Source organism: Pseudomonas sp. KBS0710, from assembly GCF_005938045.2.
Lineage (GTDB): Bacteria > Pseudomonadota > Gammaproteobacteria > Pseudomonadales > Pseudomonadaceae > Aquipseudomonas.
The window spans coordinates 1,407,284-1,427,126 of the sequence record NZ_VCCF02000001.1 but is presented as its reverse complement, the minus strand read 5'-3'; the positions used below and the strand labels follow the sequence as shown (position 1 = coordinate 1,427,126).

The following is a 19,843-nucleotide window of genomic DNA, read 5'->3' as shown; positions in this document are numbered from 1 at the left end:
ACACAGTTAATGGCTGGCTCAACCATCTGTGGGCGTGCAGTCTGGCAATGAGGGAAGGGTTTTGACGGTCGCCGAGCGTGGCGCCCGTAGAAGCTAACGCAATAAAAGCGCCGGGTTTAATACTGTTGTGCACTATCGATAGAACCGCTGCACAGTGGGTTAGCTATTTTTCGTATTAAAAGTTTGCAGCCCACTGAGTTAGGGTGACGCCACCAGACCACTGGACCCCGCGCCTGAAACCCTTTCTGCAAGGTCCATTGCATGTCGACTCCCGTATTGAATATCTGGGGCACTGCGCCCTCCGCCCGTTACGAACAACTGGCCGCTCCGTTTCGCCTGCTGTTTGCGCAGATCCTTGCACACGCAGCCGAGGCGGATCAGACACGCGCCAGCCTGGCGACGGTGATCCAACAGCTCAACGCACTGGGTTTGCCACGCTGGCGATTGCCAGTCAGTTGCGGCGGGCAAGGCGCGACCTTCGCTGAACTGCTTGCGCTGTTGACAGAACTGTCCGCCGCCGACTCCAACATCACCCAGGCCCTGCGTGGGCATTTTGGCTTTTGCGAAGACGTACTGTGCGCCAAAGACCACGACTGGCGCGCCCAATGGCTCGACCGCCTCGGCCAAGGCGCCCTGCTCTCCCCGGGCAGCACCGAAGTCGGCAACCAGGCCCGTGGCGATTTCGGTACCCGCCTGCACCGCCACACCGATGGCACACTGCGCATCAGCGGCAAGAAGTTCTACACCACCGGCGCACTCTACAGTGACCTGATCAACACCGTGGCCACCGGCGAAGACGGCGTGGTGTACAGCCTGGTGGTCGACCTCAAGGCGCCCGGTGTACAGATAGTCGACGACTGGAACGGCTTCGGCCAACGCCTCACCGCCAGCGGCACCTGCCTCTTCGACAACGCACCGGTGGTGGATGACGATGTGCGCCCCACCACGCAGCGCTTTGCGTATGGCCAATCGTTCTACCAGATCTACCACCTTGCGACCCTGGCCGGCATCGCCCGCCGCGCCGCGCTCAGTGGCGCGGCAGAACTCAGCCAGCGCGCCCGCACCTTCACCACCGGCAACGCCGACACGGCGGCCCAGGATGTGCAGTTGCTGCAAGTGATTGGCGAAGTCGCCAGCCAAGCTTATTCCGCACAAGCCATCACCCAGCACGCGGCGCAGCGCCTGGACCAGACGGCGCAGTATGTGATCGCCCATGACCAGCCATTGCAGGATGACGACCCGCAGGTTGCGTTGGCGGAGTTGGAGGTGTGCCTGGCGGTCAATCCGGTGGTGGATGCGACGTTGGCGGCAACCACCGGGTTGTTTGATGCATTGGGCGCCAGCGCCACGGCGAGCAACAAGGCCCTGGATCGGTTGTGGCGCAATGCGCGCACGTTGGCGAACCATAACCCGCGGGTGTACAAGTCGCGGATCGTGGGTAATTACCTGGTGAATGGCTTGCTGCCGCCGGCGCAGTGGCGGGTAGGTGTGGCCAAAACCTGACCGTCCAACCAACACAGCCCCCTGTGGGAGCGGGCTTGCCCGCGAAAGCGGAGTGTCAGCCACTGAATGTGTTGGCTGATACACCGCTTTCGCGAGCAAGCCCGCTCCCACATTTAGGTCAGTGTGGGGTTCACGTCCTACAGCGCACACTGAAACAGCAAAGTCCGAAGCCACAGCGCCTTGCTCCATTGCCTACGCTTGCGTCAGAATCCGCCGGCTTGTGCGCTCTGGTGGGTGTCACTAAGGTTGCTCGGTCGCTGACAATTCAGTGATCGGGTTTAGTAGCCCTGGGGTCAATTACACTTGGTGCATGAGCTTCATCTAACAGACGTTCCTGTCTGTGCCTGATGGTGGCTGTGCGTAGGGCGCCTTCGGGCGCGCCGGCTTTGTGTAATTCCCCGGTCTACTAACCTGCGTACAGCTGCCACCCTCTTTGTGTAGTAGCGAAAGGGTGTCGGCTCCATTCAGGAATTACATGATGTTCAAAATTACGCCGAACCCTCCAAGCGAACCCGACCTGAAACTCAATCAGGCCGCCCATCGCGCAATTGATCACTACCTCAATCCACAAACCGACCCAGCGTTGTCACCGCCTGCGCTGTTCAACGTCGCCGCCGACGCCAGCAACGAAACCCTGATCACCAACAGCTACGAAACCTTTTCCTCGGTCACCGCCTTGCTGCTCGACCTGTCGGAAGACTTGTCGGGAAAACAGCGCGACGTGGCGCTGGCGATTCACCAGTTGAGTGAGTTGGGAGTGTTGCTAATGGACAAGCTGCTAGAGCGCGAGGCCGCCGGCTAACGGTGCAATGGATCGCTGAACACAAGACAACCCAAGGCTAATGTGGGAGCGGGCTTGCCCGCGATGGCGGAGGATCAGTTAACTAATTTATTGACTGACACACCGTAATCGCAGGCAAGCCAGCTCCCACATTTTGGATTGGCGCAGGGTTCACGTCATGCGAACTCTCAAGCCCGTTTCGGCAACTTCCAGTTCGGCCGAATAAAGTGGCAGGTATACCCATTCGGTATCCGCTCCAGATAATCCTGATGCTCAGGCTCCGCCTCCCAGAACGGCCCTGCCGGCTCAATCTCGGTGACCACACGGCCCGGCCACAGCTTCGATGCATCCACGTCGGCCGCCGTATCTTCGGCAATGTCGCGCTGCTGTTCACTCAAATAATAAATCGCCGAGCGATAGCTGGGCCCAGTGTCATTGCCCTGGCGGTTAGGCGTGCTCGGGTCATGGATCTGGAAAAAGAACTCCAGAATCTGCCGATAACTGATCACCGCCGGGTCAAACACGATCTCGATGGCTTCGGCATGGTTGCCGTGGTTGCGGTACGTGGCATTCGGCACATCGCCGCCGGTGTAGCCGACACGCGTTTGCAGCACGCCAGGGTAGCGCCGCAACAGGTCTTGCATGCCCCAGAAGCAGCCGCCGGCAAGGATGGCGGTTTCGGTTGGGTTGGTCATGGTCTGCGCCCTCAGTGGATACAAGGATAGTTATGGGGCTGGGTTGGCCAATACCAAGGTCGGACAGGGGATTAATCTCAGGCAAGGGGCCTGGCATTAAGTGCAAACAGGGGATGTGCAGACCACAGGGTTTCAGGTGATGATTCGCCACCTCATCAAGGACGATAAAAACAATGAAAACCGCTCTACGCGCTTTGTTCCTGCTTTGCCTGACCACACCCGCTTTCGCCGACGAAAGCCCGGTCGGTTTCAAAACCACCACTCTGCCCGATGCGCACAACAATCGCCCACTGGAGTTGGTGGTCTGGTACCCCGCGACCACCACGGCCAAGCCCAAGCTGATCGCCGACAACGCGGTCTTCGTCGGCGCCCTCGCCGTGCCCGACGCGCCGCCGGCTGCGGGCGAGCATCCGCTGGTGCTGCTGTCCCACGGGTACGGTGGCAACTGGGGCAAGCAGGTGTGGCTGGCCAGTGCATTGGCGCACAAGGGTTACATCGTCGCGGCGGTGAACCACCCCGGCACCACCACCAAGGACCGCAACCCGCAAACCGCCGCGCAGCTATGGCAGCGCCCGGCCGACCTGAGCCGCGCCATCGACGCGGTACTGGCTCAACCCAAGCAATTTGGCGCGGTGGCGAACCAACAAATTTCCGCCGTCGGCCATTCCCTCGGTGGCTGGACTGTGCTGGAAATCGGCGGAGCGCGCTTCGATCCTGACCTGTTCGCCCGTGACTGCGCAGCCCACCCAAAACTGGGCGGTTGCATTGGCTACCACGAGATGAACCCCGCCGCGACACCCGAAGGCAAAGCCCGGCTGGCCGCAGACTTGAGCGACAAACGCGTCACCGCCATCGTGTCTCTGGACCTGGGCCTGTCACGCGGCATGACCGACGCCAGCCTGGCAGCATTCAAGGTGCCCGCACTGATCATCGCGGGGGGCGTGCCAACCGAGGATATGGACCCCAACCTGGAATCCGCCAACCTGGTCAAGCGCCTGCCAAAAGCCTCGACGCAGTACGTGGAAATCAGCGACGCCACACACTTCAGCTTTATGTCGATTTGCAAACCGGGAGCGATCGCGTTGATTGAGGAAAGCTCGCCGGGCGATGGCATGATCTGCCGCGATGGCGAGGGTGGGCGGCCACGGGCGGTAATTCAGCAGCAGGTGGTGGGGCTGATTACCGGGTTTCTGGGGCAGACAGCCTCCCACTAGAAGAAAGATCTATTCAAATCAAAACGTATCAAATACGATGCATATATAGCTTTAAACCAATAAATGCATTGCATAGGATGCAGTTTAATATGGACGATTTAGGTCTCCTGATCAAAAAATTGCGTAAGGCTGCCGGTCTTTCACAAAGCCAGCTCGCGCAACGACATGGTATGAGCCGTGCGACCATCTCAGGGATCGAGAACAACACTATCCCTGAGGTGGGCATTCGCAAGGTTTCAGCGATCCTCGAGGGCCTGGGATACGAGTTGTCTGCGATACCTAAACGTCGGCGCAAGTCGCTTGATGAACTGAAAGCAGGAAACGTTCATGACTAGGCAAGGTGACAGGTTGTACATCGGTGTCGGCGGCGTGGCGGCCGGTACACTCGGGCGCAGCGAAGAAAACCCGCGCGATTCGATTTTCTCGTATGACAATGCTGTGGCCGAAAAGGATGCGGTCTCTTTGACCATGCCCGTGCGATTGGAGAGCTACAACTGGGCGTATGGCATCCATCCTCTATTTGAGATGCACATACCCGAAGGGCACCTCAAAGCAGAACTTGTGCGGCGCTTCAGCAAGTCAGTGCGCGGTTTTGATGATTTCGCCTTACTGGGTATCGTAGGCCCACACCAGTTAGGCCGCATTAGCGTTGCCCGCGACATCGGCGACGATTCACTGCCTGGAATTAAGCTTTCTGAGCTGTTGGTCCATGACGGGGCGAAGGATCTTTTCGAGGATCTGATGAAAACCTACGCAGCCTACTCAGGCGTGTCAGGTGTTCAACCGAAAGTACTGGTGCGCAATGTCGACAACGCAGACCCCGACGTTGCACGCCTCACTCACCGAGGTGCCACACACTTGGTGAAGGCGTTCAATGATTCAGATTTTGCGCAACTGGCGGCCAACGAATTTTTCTGCATGCGCGCTGCCTTTCATACGGGCCTGGAAGTGCCTGAGTGCCAACTGAGCCAGCAGGGAAAGTTACTGGTGGTGAAACGGTTCGACATTGGCAGTAACGCCTACCTCGGTTTTGAGGACATGTGCGTTCTATCCGGCTGGGGAACCGAAAAGAAGTACGACGGCAGTTACCAGGGCTGCGCGAAGCTGATAAAGGCTTACGTGTCGCCTTCCCGTGTGACCAAGGCTCTGGAGGACTTTTTCATGATGGTGGCGCTCTCGGCGGGCATTCAAAATGGTGACGGTCACTTGAAGAACTTCGGCCTGCTCTATGAGAACTGTGCTGAAGATGCGGATATCTGGCTGGCGCCTGCCTACGACCTCGTGACAACCACGGTGTACCAGAGCAACGACATTATGGGCCTGCTGCTCGGCGGCTCGAAAGCGTGGCCGAAGCGTAAGATGCTGGTCCAGTTCGGGCGTAGCTCATGCAATTTGACTGAGGCTCGCTGCAATGAATTGCTCACCCGGGTACACAAGGGGATGACCTGCGCGCTGACGGAGCTTTCGGACTATCGAACCAGCCACCCAGCGTTTGATGAGGTGGGGACAAAGATGGCTACAGCGTGGGCGGCTGGACTGGCGAGGAGTATTGAGCAGGCGTAATTCTGCTTGCTCACATAGTCAGAAAACCACCGACCGCTGACACACAGAGGCCAGGCCAACAATGTGGCCGCCGTGACCCATGCGCTTCGCAGCGCCGGGCCGTGGTGCAGGCGATCAGAATGGCTTGGTCGGCAAGTACTTGCCATCCAGGGTGATCACGGCGCGGGAGCCACCGTCCGGGTCTTCAACCTTTTTGACGTCCAGCTTGAAGTTGATCGCGCTGATGATGCCGTCGCCAAACTTCTCGTGGACCAGCGCCTTGAGCGTGGTGCCGTAGACCTGGATCATTTCGTAGAAGCGGTAGATGGTCGGGTCGGTCGGGATGCCGTTGCCGATGCTGCCGCGCACCGGGATGGTTTGCAGCAGGAGCACGGCATCCGCATCCAGCCCCAGGGTGTCGGCCACGGCTTGAGCGGCATCGGCTGGCAGTGGGTGCTGGCCGAGCAAGGCGGCGGTGACGAAAGCTTCGTGCAGGCCGGTGCCTTCGGCGATCTGCGCGAACGACAGGTCTTTGCGGGCTTTGGCCAAGAGGATGACGTCGGTCAGGGCAAGGCGAGTGGTCTGGCTGATTTGCGACTGGATCATGGGGTTATCTCCGTGGGTAAAAAGTCGGGGGTCAGTAGGAAACGGCGCGCGCAGTCGGGTTGTCGGCAAGGGCGACGAATTGGCCGGTGCGGCCATCGAAGGCCTGGATGCAGCCACTTTCGATGTCGTAGACCCAGCCATGCAGCGTTACGCGTTTTTCTTCGAGGGCCAGGCGCACCGAAGGGTGCGTCTGGATATTGGCCAATTGCGCGATGACGTTTTCGCGCACCATGGAAGCAACTTTGGCGGGCTGGTCGACATGCTGGCGGGCCTCATTGACCACCCGACCGGAGTCAGCGTAGCGCAACCAACCGGCCACGGCGGGCATGTGGTCCAGGCATTTGCAGGTGGCGATGGCGGTCATGGCGCCGCAATCGGAATGGCCGCAGATCACGATGTCGCTGACTTGCAGGGCAGCGACGGCGTACTCCACCGAAGCCGACACGCCGCCCGGCTCAGGGCCATAGGACGGCACGATATTGCCGGCGTTGCGGATCACGAACAGGTCGCCCGGCTCGCGCTGCGTGACCAACTCTGGCACCAGGCGGCTGTCGGAGCAGGAGATGAACAGCGCCCGAGGGCTCTGCTGGTTGGCCAGGTCTTTGAACAGGCCGGCACGCTCGGGGAAGGCGTTGCGTTGAAACTTCAGGAAACCGTCGATGATGTCTTGCATGGGTGACTCCTTTGGTTCGCGATGCGATGAAGCAAAGGTTACGCAGCCACTTAAATAAGGTAAAAGTCTGATATATGATCAAGTACATCAGATAATCTTATGAGTACAAGCATGCTGGCGCGCCATATCCACTACTTCCTTGCCGTCGCAGAGCATCAGGGCTTTACCAAGGCGGCGACGGCCCTGCATGTCTCGCAGCCGGCGCTGTCGCAGCAGGTGCGGCAGTTGGAAGAAAGCCTCGGCGCGCAGTTGTTTGATCGCTCCGGGCGCAAGACACGTCTGACCGATGCCGGCGAGGTTTACCTGCGCTATGCGTTACGCGCGGCGCAGGCACTGCAGGAAGGCACGCGTGCGATCCATGACGTGGGGGATTTGAGCCGTGGGACGCTGAGGGTTGCGGTCACGCCCACCTTCACCACTTACCTCGTAGGGCCGCTGGTGGAAGCCTTTCACGGCCGCTATCCGAACATCACGCTGAACGTGCGTGAAGTCGCCCAGGAGCAGATGGAAAACCAGTTGTTGGCCGACGAGTTGGATGTGGGCATCGCCTTTGCTCAAGAGCACGCACCCGATATCGACAGTTGTCCCCTGCTGGTAGAAACCCTGGCGTTGGTGGTCGGCAGTCAACACCCATTGGCAGGCGCGGCCACAGTCGGGTTGGAGGCGCTGAATGGCGAATCGCTGATCTTGCTCAGCAAGGAGTTCGCCACCCGCGAGCAGATCGACCGCTACTGCAACCAACACGGCATCCGCCCACGCGTGGTGATGGAGGCCAATGTGATTGGCGCATTGATCGAGGTGGTGCGCCGGACCACGCTGTCAACGCTATTGCCGGCCGCGATTGCACGGGCGCATCCCGAGTTGGCCGCGATTGAACTGGGGCCACAACGGTTGCAGCGCACGGCGGTGTTGATGCAGCGCAAAGGGGTTTACCAGAGCGCGGCGGCGCGGGCGTTTATCGAGGTGGCCAAGGACGTAGCGCTAGCGCTGGGAGAGCGCGAGCGTCCAAACCACGCCGATTAAAGGTGGGATGCCTGCGATACAGGCACCTCGGTGCATCAGGCGCAACCCGTTGATGCTATCGCAGCGGTGCGACGATTTGCTCCCACCTTTGATGAAGGTTGCAGCGGCGGAACTCATCCCGTCCTCACCACCGCCTACGCGCTACGCTTGGCGATCCAGCGGCGATACTGCCGCGTGCGCAAAGCATTGCCCAGTTGTTGCTCGATCAATGCGCGTAACGGTGATACGCCGGGATCAGGCTGCTTGCGCTGGCTGAGTTTGCGCAGTTGGAACTTGACCAGCGCCATATTTGCCAAGGAGGCGAAGGCCTTGTTTTTCCAGGTGATCGGCGGCAGTTCGGGCGCGGTGTCTTTGCCTTCAAGCCACGCACGCGGCAGGTGCGGATCAATCGCCAATGCGGTGCCGATGCCCACCATGTCCACGCCGCCTTGCACCACGCTTTCAGCCACCGGACGTCGACGGATACCGCCGGTGACCATCACCGGCATTTTGGCGACCGTCTGGATGTCGTGGGCAAACTCAACGAAATAGGCCTCACGCGCCAGGGTGCGGCCGTCACGCGCGTCCCCCTGCATGGCGGGCGCTTCGTAACTGCCACCGGACAACTCCACCAGGTCCACACCCAGGTCGTTGAGCCATTCAACCACCTGCTTGGCATCCTCGGCGGTGAACCCGCCGCGCTGGAAATCGGCGGAATTGAGTTTGACCGCCACCGCAAATTCCCTGCTAACCACCGCCCGTACCGCCCTGACGATATCGAGCAACAACCGCGCGCGGTTTTCCAGGGAGCCGCCCCACGCGTCTGTGCGTTGATTGCTCAACGGCGAGAGGAACTGACTTAACAAATAACCATGGGCTGCATGGATTTCCACACCGGTAAAACCGGCCTGTTCGCCCAGGCGAGCGGCGCGCGCAAAACGCTGGATAACCTCGGCAATCACCTCGGCGGTCATGGCCTGGGGCCGGCTGAAGTGTTTGGATAAGGTGCCCAGGTCCATGGCGACCGCCGACGGTGCCCAAGTCTGTTGCCCCAGGTTGGCCTGCATCTGTCGGCCGGGGTGATTGATCTGCAACCAGAATTGCGCGCCGCCAGAGCGGCCCACTTGCGCCCAGCGCTTGAACTTGTCCAGTTGCTGCTCATCCTGTAACACCACGCCGCCGGGGCCGGTCATGGCGCGGCCGTCGACCATCACGTTACCGGTGATGATCAGGCCGGCGCCACCGTCGGCCCAGGCCTGGTAGAGACGCAGCAGCTCGGCGGAAGGCGCCTGCTCGGCGTCGGCCATGTTCTCTTCCATGGCGGCTTTGGCGATGCGGTTCTTGATGGTCGAACCGTTGGGTAATAACAGGGGGTCAAACAGATTCATGGGGCAGTCCTCAGTTGGCGTGGGACCACCTTAAGATTAAAGCCAACTTTAAGGTCAATGGCTTTTTTCAGGTCAATGCACGGCTTTCTCGCGCTCATCCTGCAGGCGGTTGAGCAACAATTGCGCATTGTCCGCACATGCCACGCCCTCAGGCTTGCCTTCGATACCGTCAATCACCCGCAGCAACTGGGCCTTATTCTGCGCCAGGCGTTGCTGCACCACCTCGATTTCCTCGACCTTGCGCTTGAGGGCACCGAGCAACGCTTCGTGCTGCCAGCCGTTGGCATTCATCGGCAGCAATTGACGGATTTCGTCCAGGGAAAACCCCGCCGCCTGTGCGCCCGTGATCAATTGCAACATCGCCGCAGCTTCCGGCGCATAGTCACGGTAGCCATTGGCCTTGCGCGTCACCGACTTGATCAGGCCGCTGGCTTCGTAGAAACGGATGCGTGACGGCGCCAAGCCGCTAAGTTTCGCCAGTTCGCCTATTCTCATGTTCCACTCCGCACACTCATTGACCTTGAGGCGGACTGTAAACCTCAAGTGATCCGGCAGCCAAGCGTGGCCGCCGTGGTCAACCATCTCGGCGTGCAGGACAAAGCTCAGTGGCTCGACCGTCGTAGTGGGAAATGACATGGTAAATCCTGAACAGGGGGTGCAACTGCGTAGACCCCTTCCAATGTTGGCTCAGCGCGCGTTGAGGAGTTCTCTTCGAACGATCTCTGCGCCTGCACTCAACGCATTCAACTTGCCCCTTGCCACGTGGCGAGGCAAGGGCGCCATGCCACAGTTAGTGCATGGATAGAGCTTGTCGGCATCGACAAACTGAAGGGCTTTGCGCAGGGTATTGGCCACTTCTTCGGGCGTTTCAATGGCGTGGTTTGCCACATCAATCGCTCCAACCATGACTTTTTTACCGCGAATCAGCTCAATCAGGTCCATGGGAACATGGGAGTTGTGACATTCCAGCGAAATGATATCGATGCTGGATTTCTGTAGCTTGGGGAAGGCTTTTTCATATTGCCGCCACTGCGACCCCAGGGTCTTTTTCCAATCGGTGTTGGCCTTGATGCCATAGCCATAACAGATATGCACCGCCGTTTCACATTTAAGGCCTTCAATCGCCCGTTCCAGGGTGGCGACGCCCCATTCATTCACCTCGTCAAAGAACACGTTAAATGCCGGTTCATCAAACTGGATGATGTCGACGCCCGCCGCCTCCAATTCCAGGGCTTCTTCATTGAGGATCTTGGCGAATTCCCACGCGAGTTTTTCGCGGCTTTTATAGTGGTTGTCATACAGCGTATCGATCATGGTCATAGGGCCTGGCAGCGCCCATTTGATCGGTTGGCTGGTTTGCTGGCGCAAGAACTTGGCATCTTCGACAAACACCGGCTTTTGCCGGGCAACGGCGCCCACGACCGTAGGCACGCTCGCGTCATAGCGATCACGAATCCTGACGGTTTCACGTTTCTCGAAATCAACCCCGCTGAGGTGTTCGATAAACGTGGTCACGAAGTGTTGGCGAGTCTGCTCACCGTCACTGACGATATCAATCCCGGCGTGTTGCTGTTCCTGCAATGCCAGGCGCAAGGCATCTTGCTTGCCTTCGATTAATTCGTCACCTTGCAACTTCCAGGGCGACCACAGCGTCTCGGGCTCGGCAAGCCAGGCGGGTTTTGGCAAGCTGCCAGCTGTAGAGGTCGGTAATAACTTTTTCATGATAGGGACAACCTTGTACGTTTGATGAGTCAAGCCGCGTAATGGGCGGACCACTGTTCAAGCACAGTGTGATAGGGTTTGATAAAGTTCTCCTCAACAAACCTGCCCTGCTCTATCGCCAGCCGACCACGTTCTTCTCGATCATAAACAATAAGTGTTAATGAATAATCCTGGTGCTTCAAACTCGGCTGGTAGCGTTTTCCGGCAACGGAATTTGCATTGTAAATTTCAGGCCGGTAGATCTTTTGAAAGGTGTCCATCGTGCTAATGGTGCTGATAAGTTCAAGATTGGTGTAATCGCTGAGTAAATCGCCAAAGAAATAAAACGCCAACGGCGCAGCACTGTCTGCCGGCATGAAATAGCGAACACTCAAGCCCATCTTCTTGAAGTACTCATCGGTTAACGAATACTCATCCTGCTGGTATTCAACACCCAGCACAGGGTGCAGATTTTCAGTGCGATGATAGGTTTTAGTGTTCGAAACACTCAGGCAGATCACGGGCAGCTTTTTGAAATTCTGTGTGTACGCACTCGAGTTCACGAAGCACTTGAACAGCTTGCCGTGCAAGTCGCCGAAATTGTCAGGCGTGCTGAACTCAGCCTGGCCCTGGTTATGGCCCAACAACACCACGCTAAAGTCATAGTCGCGTACATATGAAGAGAAATTATTGCCAACGATGCCCTCAAGGCGCTCGTTGGTTTTACGGTCCACGATCGTGGTTTTCAACACTTCGATCAGTGGAATCGCCTGTCCATTGCTTTCAACACCGATCTGCATCTCGGCGGACACGATTTCGAGTTCGAGCGCATACCGATCACCGTTGGCATTATCCCAATGCGCCAAGGCATTAAAGCGGTTATTGATCATCTTCAAGGTATTGCGCAAGTTCTCCTGGCGGCGCTCGCCCCTCGCCAAATTAGCGAAATTGGTGGTGATACGCGTATTTTCGGAGGGGCGATAGTGTTCGTCAAAACAAATACTTTTAATCGTAAATTCAAACGCGTTGTTCATGACCACCTGGCACCTTAAAAAGTTGAGACAGACTTGAATTCACTGCTTGCCTTTTAGCAACACGCCGACATTTGACCCAAGTCTTTACAGTTTCAATAATTAAGGTGGAGTGTATGCTGGCCTTAGAGCAAGAGATAATGAAACGATTTCACTAAACCTTTAGCCCTGTTCATGATGGGTTGCCTGAAACCCAATGGGCCGTAGCCGTGGGCTGTTTAAGCCCTGGACGCGCGCAAATGAGATCGCCTTGGGTGATACTGGCAGGCCCTCTTCCCACTCTGTTTCCCGCAGCTCAATGGATCATGGATAAACCCAAAGACGCCGGCTTTGCCTATCAAGCGGTCTACCGCTACCTGGTCGAGTTGATCGACGCCAGCCCATCGTCAGGCGAGCGCAAACTGCCGTCCCTGCGCCAATTGGCCGAGCGCCTTGGCGTTTCGGTGTCGACCACCAAGTATGCCTACGGCTTGCTTGAGGATGAAGGGCGGATCTACGCCCGGCCCAAACAGGGCTATTTCATAAAGGCCATGATTTCCGCTGCAACCTCCACTGAAACCAACCTGCTCGATCAGGTGTTTGCCAACGCCCGCCAGCCGGGAATGCTCGCCCTGAGCAGTGATGCACCGGCGATGCTGTTGTCGCTGGAAAACCCGCTGCTGATGCTCGAGCGTGAACTGACCCGCCAGCATCCACGCTCCCTCGCGCCGCTTTATTTACCCTTCGGTGAGCCCGAGTTGCGCGCGGCATTGGCCGAGCGCTACACCCAATCCGCCGACCGCTACTGGCAGGCCGACCAGGTGTATATCGGCGCGGACTTGCACAGTGTGCTGGATGTGGCACTCAATGCCCTGGACCTGTGCGGCACGGTAGCGCTGGTGGAGTCACCCTGTTCGTGGGCGATCCTGCGCCAGTTGCAGGCGGCGAAGATTCGTGTGATCGAAATGCCCCTCGACGCCCACGGGCGTTTCGACCTGGCGGCGCTGGAAGGCGTGCTGATGCGTGAGCCGATTCGCCTGGCGGTGCTGTCGTCGACGGTGAATATCCCCCAGGGCGGCGTGATGCCGGCACAGGACAAGCAGCAGATCTGTCGCTGGCTGGCGGCGCGGGATATCTGGCTGTTGGAAAACGACACCTACGGCGAGCTGTATTTCGAGGCGCTGCCGGCGCGTTATCGCGACTTTGCCGAGCCGCAGAAGCTGTTGGTGTTTTCGACCTTCGATAAGGTCATCGGCTCGGAAGCGCCGTATGGCTACGTGCTGTGTCGCGGGCACGCGGCGCAATTGCAACGGGTGTTTATGGAGCGTGGGTTTCGGCTGTCGCCGATCCGGCAGCGGGCCATTGCCAAGTTGCTCACCTCCAAGCGCCTCGACACCCATTTGAAAGCGTTACGGGCGCTGCTGCTGGAGCGCATGACCGGCATGAAAGCCTTGCTGGAACAACACTGGCAGGTGCTCGCACCCCAAGGCGGCGCCAGCTTCTGGCTGCAGGCGCCGCACGCGGTTGATATGCGCCAGGTGTTTGAGCGCCTGCTGGCCCAGCGCATCGTCATCGCACCTGGTGAGCTGTTCAGCCAGCACGGCGCCTGGCCGCAACACCTGCGCCTGAGCTACACCCTCGACTGGAGCAAGGACATCGCCCAGGCCGTAAAGCTATTGGCAGAGGCGATCGATCAAAGCCCGTAGCAATGCCGCGCTTCGGGGAAACGGCCATGGCGCACGTCATCGGCAAAACGCTCGCAGGCATCGCGAATCACCGCGCCTACATCCGCGTACTGTTTGACGAAGCGCGGCAGGTGCTCGCCGCCCAACCCCAACAGGTCTTCGGTCACCAACACCTGACCATCGCACGCAGGTGAGGCACCAATACCGATGGTGGGCCTCTTCGAATCCAGGGTGATCTGCCGCGCGACGCCTTCGGCCACCCCTTCGAGCAGCAGACCGAAGGCGCCCGCCTCCAGGTTGGCACGGGCATCTGCGGCAATCACTGCACCGGTTTCGGCCGTGAGCCCCTGGGCCTTGAAGCCGCCCATCACGTTGACGAACTGCGGCATCAACCCCACATGGGCCATCACCGGAATGCCGCGCGCCACCAGAAACTCCACGGTGCCCGCCAACGCCACGTTGGCCTCCAGCTTCACCGCATCGCAACCGGTGCGCGCCAGCACTTGGGCACAGTTGCGAAACGCTTGCTCGTTGGATTCCTGATAACTGCCAAAGGGCATGTCGGCAATGACGCAGGCCAGGCGCGTGCTGTCGACCACGGCGCGGGTATGGCCGATGATTTCTTCCAGCTGCATGCTCAAGGTCGAGGCTCGGCCATAGCCGACCATCGCCGTGGAATCACCTATCAGGATAAAGTCGACCAGCGGGTCGATCAACTTGGCTATGGCACTGGAATATGCAGTCAGGGAGACGATTTTCTGCTGGCCCTTCATGGCAACCAATTGCGGGACGGTCAGGCGTTTGGTGCGGGTGTGGATGCTCATCGGTGTTTTCCGTTTGTGCTGAATTCACGGCCCGATTATTGGTAAAACCCCAGGGCGTTCAATGCACAGATTGACGCTAAAAAGCGACCCAGGTTTTTAACCTGATATCATCCGCGCCTTCACCCACCAGGCACCGACACATGAACCGCCAGAAAAAACTCAAGCAGCTCTTCAAGGCCAAAGCCAAGAAGGCCAGCGCCAAACTGGCGCCCAAAAGCAAAGACAAATACATCAGCAAAGCTGACCGCGCCAAACTCGAAGCCGAGGCCGATCAAGCCTCAACCGGCGGCGCCGACACGCCCGCTTGAAGGCGTGCCCACCGCATACTTGCTCCAGATACGCCGCAGGTGCCGGGCTGACCCAAAGCCTGCGCGCTCGGCGACGGTTTCCATGTCCAGGCTCGACGCCACAAGCAGTTCACGGGCCACGCTGATACGCAGCGTGTGCAGGTAATCCAGCGGGCTGATGCCCACGTGTTCGTGGAACAGCCGCGCCAGGTGGCGGCTGCTGGTACACGCCAGTTCGGCCATGCGGGTGACAGTCCAGGCTTCACAGGGCGCAGCGGCGATGGCGTCCTGCACCCGATGCACCGTCGGGTGCAGGTGGTTGCGACCGGTAATCCAGGCTGAGAGCTGCGGGTCGGCGCCGCTGCGGCGCATGTACACCACCATGTCGCGCGCCACGCTGCAGGCCAGGCGTGGCCCGGCCAGTTCGGCGAGCAGGTGCAGCATCAAGTCGATACCGGCCGTGACACCGGCGCTGCAACTGACCGGGCCGTCGGTGACATACAGCCGGTTTTCCAGCACCCGGGCCTTGGGCGCCAAGGCCTGCAATGCCGCGCACAGCGCGTGGTGGGTGGTGCACTGGCGGCCATCGAGCAACCCCGCGCGGGCGGCACTCAATGCGCCGGCACACACGCACACCAGCCGCTCGCCCGATGGGGCAAACACGCTTTGCAGCCAGTGGGTCAAGGTGTCGCTGGCCGACTCGAACGCCTGTTGCTGCGCCTTGCTCACCTTCGACGTGGAGCCGACCAACACCACCAGGGTGCCAAGCGCCAGGCTGGGCGGCAGGGGCGCCAACCCGGCCAGCGGCAGGCCAATCGAGGTTTGCAGCGACGGCACCGGGCTGACGTACTGCAAGTCGAAGTCAATGGCCGCCGGGTCATCGGCCTGCGCGGCCAGGCGCAGCACCTCGGCGGGGCCGGCCAGGTCCAGCATCAGCACATTGGGCAACAGCACGAACAGCACCGGCACGCTCACGGGTTCAACGCTCCAAGGCCTGGGCGACGGTGACGATGCGCGCAAAGCGCTCTTCCAGCACCAGTTCGGTACGCTCGCGAATCTCGGCGGCGCTGTATTCGCGACCAGTGCGCGCGTGGGTCATGGGGAAGGTCAGGGTCGCTTCGCTGACAAAGTCCACGCTAAAACCGCTGTCCGACGCCTGCCGGGTGGTGGTTTCACAGCACTGTTCGGTGCGGATGCCACTGATGATCAGCGCGCTCACGCCCATCTGCGTAAGCCGCGCAGCCAAAGGCGTGCCGGCGAAGGCGCTGTGAAAGCGCTTGTGGATGATCAGGTCGGGGTTGATCGACAACTCGCTCAAGGTTTTGACATTGCCCGATGCCATCGAAAAGTGCCCTTGGTCTTCAACATGGAAGACTTGTATCACCGGGATGCCCTGTTGAACACACCCATCGATCAGCGCTTGCTGTTTTTCCAGGAACAATGGCAGGTCATTTTCGGACCAGTAAGCAGAATGACGGAATGAATGCTGCACATCGATAACGATAAGGGCTTTGCGGCTCATGACAGGTCCTTGTGGCTTGCATCACAGTGGTTGATGCAAGCCATGGTAAGCACGCCAGTCGATAAGCAACAGGCAGGTGCAGGACCACTTAAGGACTGATTCGGACATAGTGTTTCAGCGACGCAAATCACCCTGTGAGGTTTCACGCAGCGTGGTCAACGCCACCAACGCACACACCGCCGCCCCGGCCATGAAAAACCCCGGCACCAGCAGGTTGCCGGTCGAGCCGATCAACGAGGTGACGATATACGGCGTGATCCCGCCGCCTAAAATCGCGCCCAGGTTGATACTGATCGCCATGCCGGTGTACCGCACGCGGGTTGGAAACTGTTCGGCGTAGGTGGGATAGCCCACTGACTGGATCACCGGCATGGGCAGCGTCGCGACAAAAAACGCCAGCACCGCAATCAACAGGCTGCTGTTGTTCATCAACACCATCATCGGAATCACCAGCACCGCATAACCGACAAAACCAATCGCCAGGGCCTTCTTGCGCCCGATGCGGTCCGACAGCCCGCCCCACAACGGCATCATCGCCGCCATGCACAGGCTGACGCCGGCAATCACCCAGTAGATCTTGGCCTTTTCAAAATGCAGGTAGGTGGTGAGGTAGATGTTCATGAACACCAGGCCGATGTAGTAGCCGGCGTTCTGTGCAAAAGCGAATACCACCACCCGCAGCACGGCCGGCAGGTTCTGGGTGAGCACTTCCTTGACCGGTGCGGTGGGTGGTTTTTCTACCGCCAGAAAGGCTTTGAACTCCGGGGTTTCCTCGACGTTGTGGCGCATGACGCAAGAGAAGATCACCAGGGGAATGGCCAGGAAAAACGGAATCCGCCAGGCCCAGGCTTGCAGTTGTTCGGCATCGACCAGGCCGGTGGTAATGCCGCAGATGATTGCCGCCATCGAGCCGCCAATCGCCACGCCCACCGGAGTGAAGGCGCCATAAAACCCGCGACGGCCTCTGGGCGAGGACTCGGCGAGGAACGCCGCCGCGCCGATGACTTCGCCACCGGCAAAAAAGCCCTGGGCCAGCCGGATCAGCACCAGCAGGATCGGCGCAACAATGCCCACCTGGCCCGAAGTTGGTAACAGGCCGATGGCCGCCGTCGCGGTGCCCATGCCAATCACGGTACTAAGCAATACCTTGCGTCGGCCGATACGGTCGGCCAGGCGCCCCAGCAAAATCCCGCCCAGGGGCCGGATCAGAAAGGCACTGCCGAATACCGCCAGCGTGGCCAACAACGCCGCAGCAGCGTTATCACTGGGGAAAAACAACGGCGCGATAATCGTCGCCATAAAGCCATAGACACCGAATTCGTAATACTCCACCGCCGTGCCCGTGGCAGCTGCGATCGCAGCGCGCCTGGCTATTTTGGTAGCACTGGTGTCGGTGGATATTTCACGCGTATTAACACTCGGCGATGGCGTAGTAGAGAACACTCGAGACATAAACACCTTCCACTCCGACCTTGGGTCGTTTGAGTTATTGAGGTGGATTGCGCCACCCAGAAGTAAACCCGCCGGGATACCAGGGGTTTTAATGCTCGACAGTAAGAAGGTTGAATGCAGGCTTGATCATGTAGCGCTCCTGTTTTTATTGTTGGGTGGCTACGCGGGTTTATGAGGGGGCGGCCTCCCGTTTTTTAAGCCAGCCCATACGCGCTACCAGCAATGCCTGCGCCGTGGGCAAATCGATCAGTGAGAAGCGAATTTCATCACCCGGCATCAACTGCGCGAGTTTGGGTAGATCGACACTGGCCACCTGCGCAATGCGTGGGTAGCCACCGGTGGTTTGCCGGTCGGCCATCAACACAATCGGCTGCCCGCCTGCCGGCACTTGCACGGTGCCGAAGGTCACGCTTTCGGAGAGCAGTTGCCTGGGCTGTGTCAGGCCCAGGGCGGCGCCTTCCAGCCGGTAGCCCATGCGGTCAGAGGCGGCCGTCATTTGATAAGGCTCGTTGAGAAAATCCTGACGGGCCGACGCAGAAAACTCGTGCCATTCGCGGCCGTGCAGCACGCGGATCGAGACGGCATTGGCTGACGGGTCGAGCAGCCAGCCGGCTGGAATATTCACCCGTGGCGGGTTGGCAAATGAAGAACAGATAGGGATCACATCGCCGGCTTTGAGCGCACGCCCGCACAGCCCACCGAACCCGCCTCGGCTGTAAGTGCTGGCACTGTTCATCACCGGTTGCAGCAGGTAACCGCCGCTGACGGCCAGGTAAGCCCGTACACCGTATTCGCGCTTTTCGAAGCTCAGTACCGCGCCCGGTTTTACGCAAATGGCCTGCCCTGGTTTGAGCACCACACCGTCCAGGCGTGCGCCCAGGTCGGCGCCTGCCAGGGCAATCAAGGCCTTGGCCTGAAAGCACAGCACAGGGCCTTGCAGGGTGATTTCCAGGCTGGCTGCGCGGGTCGGGTTGCCCACCAGCAGGTTGGCCAGTGCGTGGGCGTCCTGGTCCATCGCACCGTTGACCGGCACGCCCCAATGCTGGAAGCCGGTACGCCCGGTGTCCTGGAACGAGGAAAACAGCCCGGGCCTGATCACTTTGATGGTCATGGCCGCACTCCGGCCAGGGACTCAAACTCACGGGCGCTGATCGGCACAAAGCGCACTTGATCGCCACCCGTCAGCAGGCAGGGCGGATCATTGGCGGGCGTGAACAGGCGCAACGGCGTGCGGCCGATGATGTTCCAGCCCCCCGGCAAATCCGAGGGGTAAATCACGCTTTGGCAGTTGGCCAACCCCACACTGCCCTGCTTGACCACAGTGCGCGGCACCGCGCGGCGGGCCAGCTTCAACGCGGGTTGATGCATGCCGATATAAGGATGGCCCGGCGCAAAACCGACCATCAGCACATCCACCCATTGGCCGCTGTGCGCGGCAATCACTTCGCTTGGGGTCATGGCGCAGGCGTTGGCGATGTGCAACAAGTCAGGTGCGTACTCGCCCTCATAGCACACGGGGATTTCCCACTGTTTAGCGGGCGTGCGAGGTGCGTTTTGCAGGCCCAGCAGGGCGTTTTCCAGCACCTGGGCAACGGCGTCAAAGGGCGTTAAGTGCGCAGACTGCATTGCGAAAGTGTAGGGGCAATAATGCACGCCGACCGTCACCAGTGCCGGAACGACATCCGTGATACCGCACAGCTTTCCACGCGCCTGCAAGTCGTGCAGCGCGGCGCTTAACGCCACGGCTCGGCGGTTGGCCTGCGCACTGAACGCCGTGGCAAACACCACCACGATGCAACTGTCGCCACAGGCTTCGAACTGCCAACGCAGCGACGCAGGCACGGGCCTGGTCTCACAGTTAACGTCAGACATCACGGCATATCTCGCATGCGGCAGGCATGAAGATCCGCCCCGCAGGGCTTCACTGTCTTATAAACGCCGTCGCTCTGGTGGCGACG

General features: G+C 59.6%; 21 protein-coding genes. 8 read left to right on the top strand and 13 right to left on the bottom strand.

The genetic code is table 11. The features are described from left to right. Positions 1 to 261: 261 nt before the first annotated feature. Both FFI16_RS06685 and FFI16_RS06680 read left to right on the top strand, forming a co-directional pair. Positions 262 to 1,503, top strand: coding sequence for an acyl-CoA dehydrogenase family protein (locus FFI16_RS06685; protein WP_138814617.1), 1,242 nt, complete (start codon positions 262 to 264; stop codon positions 1,501 to 1,503). A gap of 478 nt (positions 1,504 to 1,981) precedes the next feature. After that, complete coding sequence (locus FFI16_RS06680; protein ID WP_138814616.1) at positions 1,982 to 2,305, top strand: DUF6124 family protein; 324 nt, start codon at positions 1,982 to 1,984, stop codon at positions 2,303 to 2,305. 167 nt (positions 2,306 to 2,472) lie between these two features. Here FFI16_RS06680 and msrA read toward each other — a convergent pair whose 3' ends face one another. After that, a complete protein-coding gene (msrA, locus tag FFI16_RS06675; protein ID WP_099487361.1) occupies positions 2,473 to 2,979 on the bottom strand; it encodes a peptide-methionine (S)-S-oxide reductase MsrA in 507 nt (168 codons plus the stop codon). A 173-nt stretch (positions 2,980 to 3,152) separates the two neighbouring features. Here msrA and FFI16_RS06670 point away from each other — a divergent pair, with 173 nt between their 5' ends. From FFI16_RS06670 to FFI16_RS06660, 3 genes are all read left to right on the top strand, one after another. Further along, positions 3,153 to 4,193 carry an alpha/beta fold hydrolase gene (locus FFI16_RS06670; protein WP_138814615.1) on the top strand — a complete coding sequence of 347 codons (1,041 nt, stop codon included), beginning with the start codon at positions 3,153 to 3,155 and terminating at the stop codon, positions 4,191 to 4,193. 89 nt (positions 4,194 to 4,282) lie between these two features. Beyond that, positions 4,283 to 4,528 carry a helix-turn-helix domain-containing protein gene (locus FFI16_RS06665; RefSeq protein WP_138814614.1) on the top strand — a complete coding sequence of 82 codons (246 nt, stop codon included), beginning with the start codon at positions 4,283 to 4,285 and terminating at the stop codon, positions 4,526 to 4,528. Continuing rightward, positions 4,521 to 5,756, top strand: a complete 1,236-nt coding sequence (locus FFI16_RS06660) for a type II toxin-antitoxin system HipA family toxin (protein ID WP_138814613.1) — start codon at positions 4,521 to 4,523, stop codon at positions 5,754 to 5,756. Before FFI16_RS06665 ends, FFI16_RS06660 begins: the two co-directional genes overlap by 8 nt. Positions 5,757 to 5,870: 114 nt before the next feature. On the opposite strand, the gene cynS is transcribed toward FFI16_RS06660, so the two are convergent. Further along, complete coding sequence (gene cynS / locus FFI16_RS06655; RefSeq protein ID WP_138814612.1) at positions 5,871 to 6,341, bottom strand: cyanase; 471 nt, start codon at positions 6,339 to 6,341, stop codon at positions 5,871 to 5,873. Between the two features lie 31 nt (positions 6,342 to 6,372). Next, positions 6,373 to 7,014, bottom strand: a complete 642-nt coding sequence (locus FFI16_RS06650; protein WP_138814611.1) for a carbonic anhydrase — start codon at positions 7,012 to 7,014, stop codon at positions 6,373 to 6,375. A 111-nt stretch (positions 7,015 to 7,125) separates the two neighbouring features. Here FFI16_RS06650 and cynR point away from each other — a divergent pair, with 111 nt between their 5' ends. After that, a complete protein-coding gene (gene cynR, locus FFI16_RS06645) occupies positions 7,126 to 8,037 on the top strand; it encodes a transcriptional regulator CynR (protein WP_138815375.1) in 912 nt (303 codons plus the stop codon). Positions 8,038 to 8,171: 134 nt separating this feature from the next. Here cynR and FFI16_RS06640 read toward each other — a convergent pair whose 3' ends face one another. The 4 genes from FFI16_RS06640 to FFI16_RS06625 form a co-directional block, all read right to left on the bottom strand. Further along, positions 8,172 to 9,404, bottom strand: a complete 1,233-nt coding sequence (locus FFI16_RS06640) for an NADH:flavin oxidoreductase/NADH oxidase family protein (protein WP_138814610.1) — start codon at positions 9,402 to 9,404, stop codon at positions 8,172 to 8,174. 72 nt (positions 9,405 to 9,476) lie between these two features. Beyond that, positions 9,477 to 9,899, bottom strand: a complete 423-nt coding sequence (locus FFI16_RS06635) for a MerR family transcriptional regulator (RefSeq protein WP_138815374.1) — start codon at positions 9,897 to 9,899, stop codon at positions 9,477 to 9,479. Positions 9,900 to 10,091: 192 nt separating this feature from the next. After that, positions 10,092 to 11,126 carry a methionine synthase gene (locus FFI16_RS06630; RefSeq protein WP_138814609.1) on the bottom strand — a complete coding sequence of 345 codons (1,035 nt, stop codon included), beginning with the start codon at positions 11,124 to 11,126 and terminating at the stop codon, positions 10,092 to 10,094. Positions 11,127 to 11,155: 29 nt separating this feature from the next. Continuing rightward, positions 11,156 to 12,139 carry a DUF1852 domain-containing protein gene (locus FFI16_RS06625; protein ID WP_138814608.1) on the bottom strand — a complete coding sequence of 328 codons (984 nt, stop codon included), beginning with the start codon at positions 12,137 to 12,139 and terminating at the stop codon, positions 11,156 to 11,158. 302 nt (positions 12,140 to 12,441) lie between these two features. On the opposite strand from FFI16_RS06625, the gene FFI16_RS06620 reads away from it, so the two are divergent. Beyond that, positions 12,442 to 13,821 carry a PLP-dependent aminotransferase family protein gene (locus FFI16_RS06620; protein WP_138814607.1) on the top strand — a complete coding sequence of 460 codons (1,380 nt, stop codon included), beginning with the start codon at positions 12,442 to 12,444 and terminating at the stop codon, positions 13,819 to 13,821. Here FFI16_RS06620 and panB read toward each other — a convergent pair. After that, positions 13,809 to 14,624, bottom strand: coding sequence for a 3-methyl-2-oxobutanoate hydroxymethyltransferase (panB, locus tag FFI16_RS06615; RefSeq protein ID WP_138814606.1), 816 nt, complete (start codon positions 14,622 to 14,624; stop codon positions 13,809 to 13,811). The genes FFI16_RS06620 and panB overlap by 13 nt on opposite strands. Positions 14,625 to 14,764: 140 nt before the next feature. On the opposite strand from panB, the gene FFI16_RS06610 reads away from it, so the two are divergent. Further along, positions 14,765 to 14,932, top strand: a complete 168-nt coding sequence (locus FFI16_RS06610; protein WP_138814605.1) for a DUF2986 domain-containing protein — start codon at positions 14,765 to 14,767, stop codon at positions 14,930 to 14,932. Here the strand turns inward: FFI16_RS06610 and FFI16_RS06605 are convergent. The 5 genes from FFI16_RS06605 to FFI16_RS06585 all read right to left on the bottom strand — a co-directional run bounded on the left by FFI16_RS06605 (position 14,903) and on the right by FFI16_RS06585 (position 19,757). Further along, entirely contained in the window at positions 14,903 to 15,886 is a 984-nt protein-coding gene (locus FFI16_RS06605; protein WP_138814604.1) for a GlxA family transcriptional regulator, read from the bottom strand. The two genes, FFI16_RS06610 and FFI16_RS06605, sit on opposite strands and share 30 nt — an antisense overlap. Before the next feature lie 4 nt (positions 15,887 to 15,890). Next, positions 15,891 to 16,433 carry a cysteine hydrolase family protein gene (locus FFI16_RS06600; protein ID WP_138814603.1) on the bottom strand — a complete coding sequence of 181 codons (543 nt, stop codon included), beginning with the start codon at positions 16,431 to 16,433 and terminating at the stop codon, positions 15,891 to 15,893. A gap of 114 nt (positions 16,434 to 16,547) precedes the next feature. Continuing rightward, positions 16,548 to 17,885: an MFS transporter gene (locus FFI16_RS06595; RefSeq protein WP_138814602.1), complete on the bottom strand. Its 1,338-nt coding sequence runs from the start codon at positions 17,883 to 17,885 to the stop codon at positions 16,548 to 16,550. A 169-nt stretch (positions 17,886 to 18,054) separates the two neighbouring features. Continuing rightward, on the bottom strand, positions 18,055 to 18,996 hold the full coding sequence (locus FFI16_RS06590; protein WP_138814601.1) for a biotin-dependent carboxyltransferase family protein: 942 nt from the start codon (positions 18,994 to 18,996) through the stop codon (positions 18,055 to 18,057). Beyond that, positions 18,993 to 19,757, bottom strand: coding sequence for an allophanate hydrolase subunit 1 (locus FFI16_RS06585; protein WP_138814600.1), 765 nt, complete (start codon positions 19,755 to 19,757; stop codon positions 18,993 to 18,995). Before FFI16_RS06585 ends, FFI16_RS06590 begins: the two co-directional genes overlap by 4 nt. Positions 19,758 to 19,843: the final 86 nt, after the last annotated feature.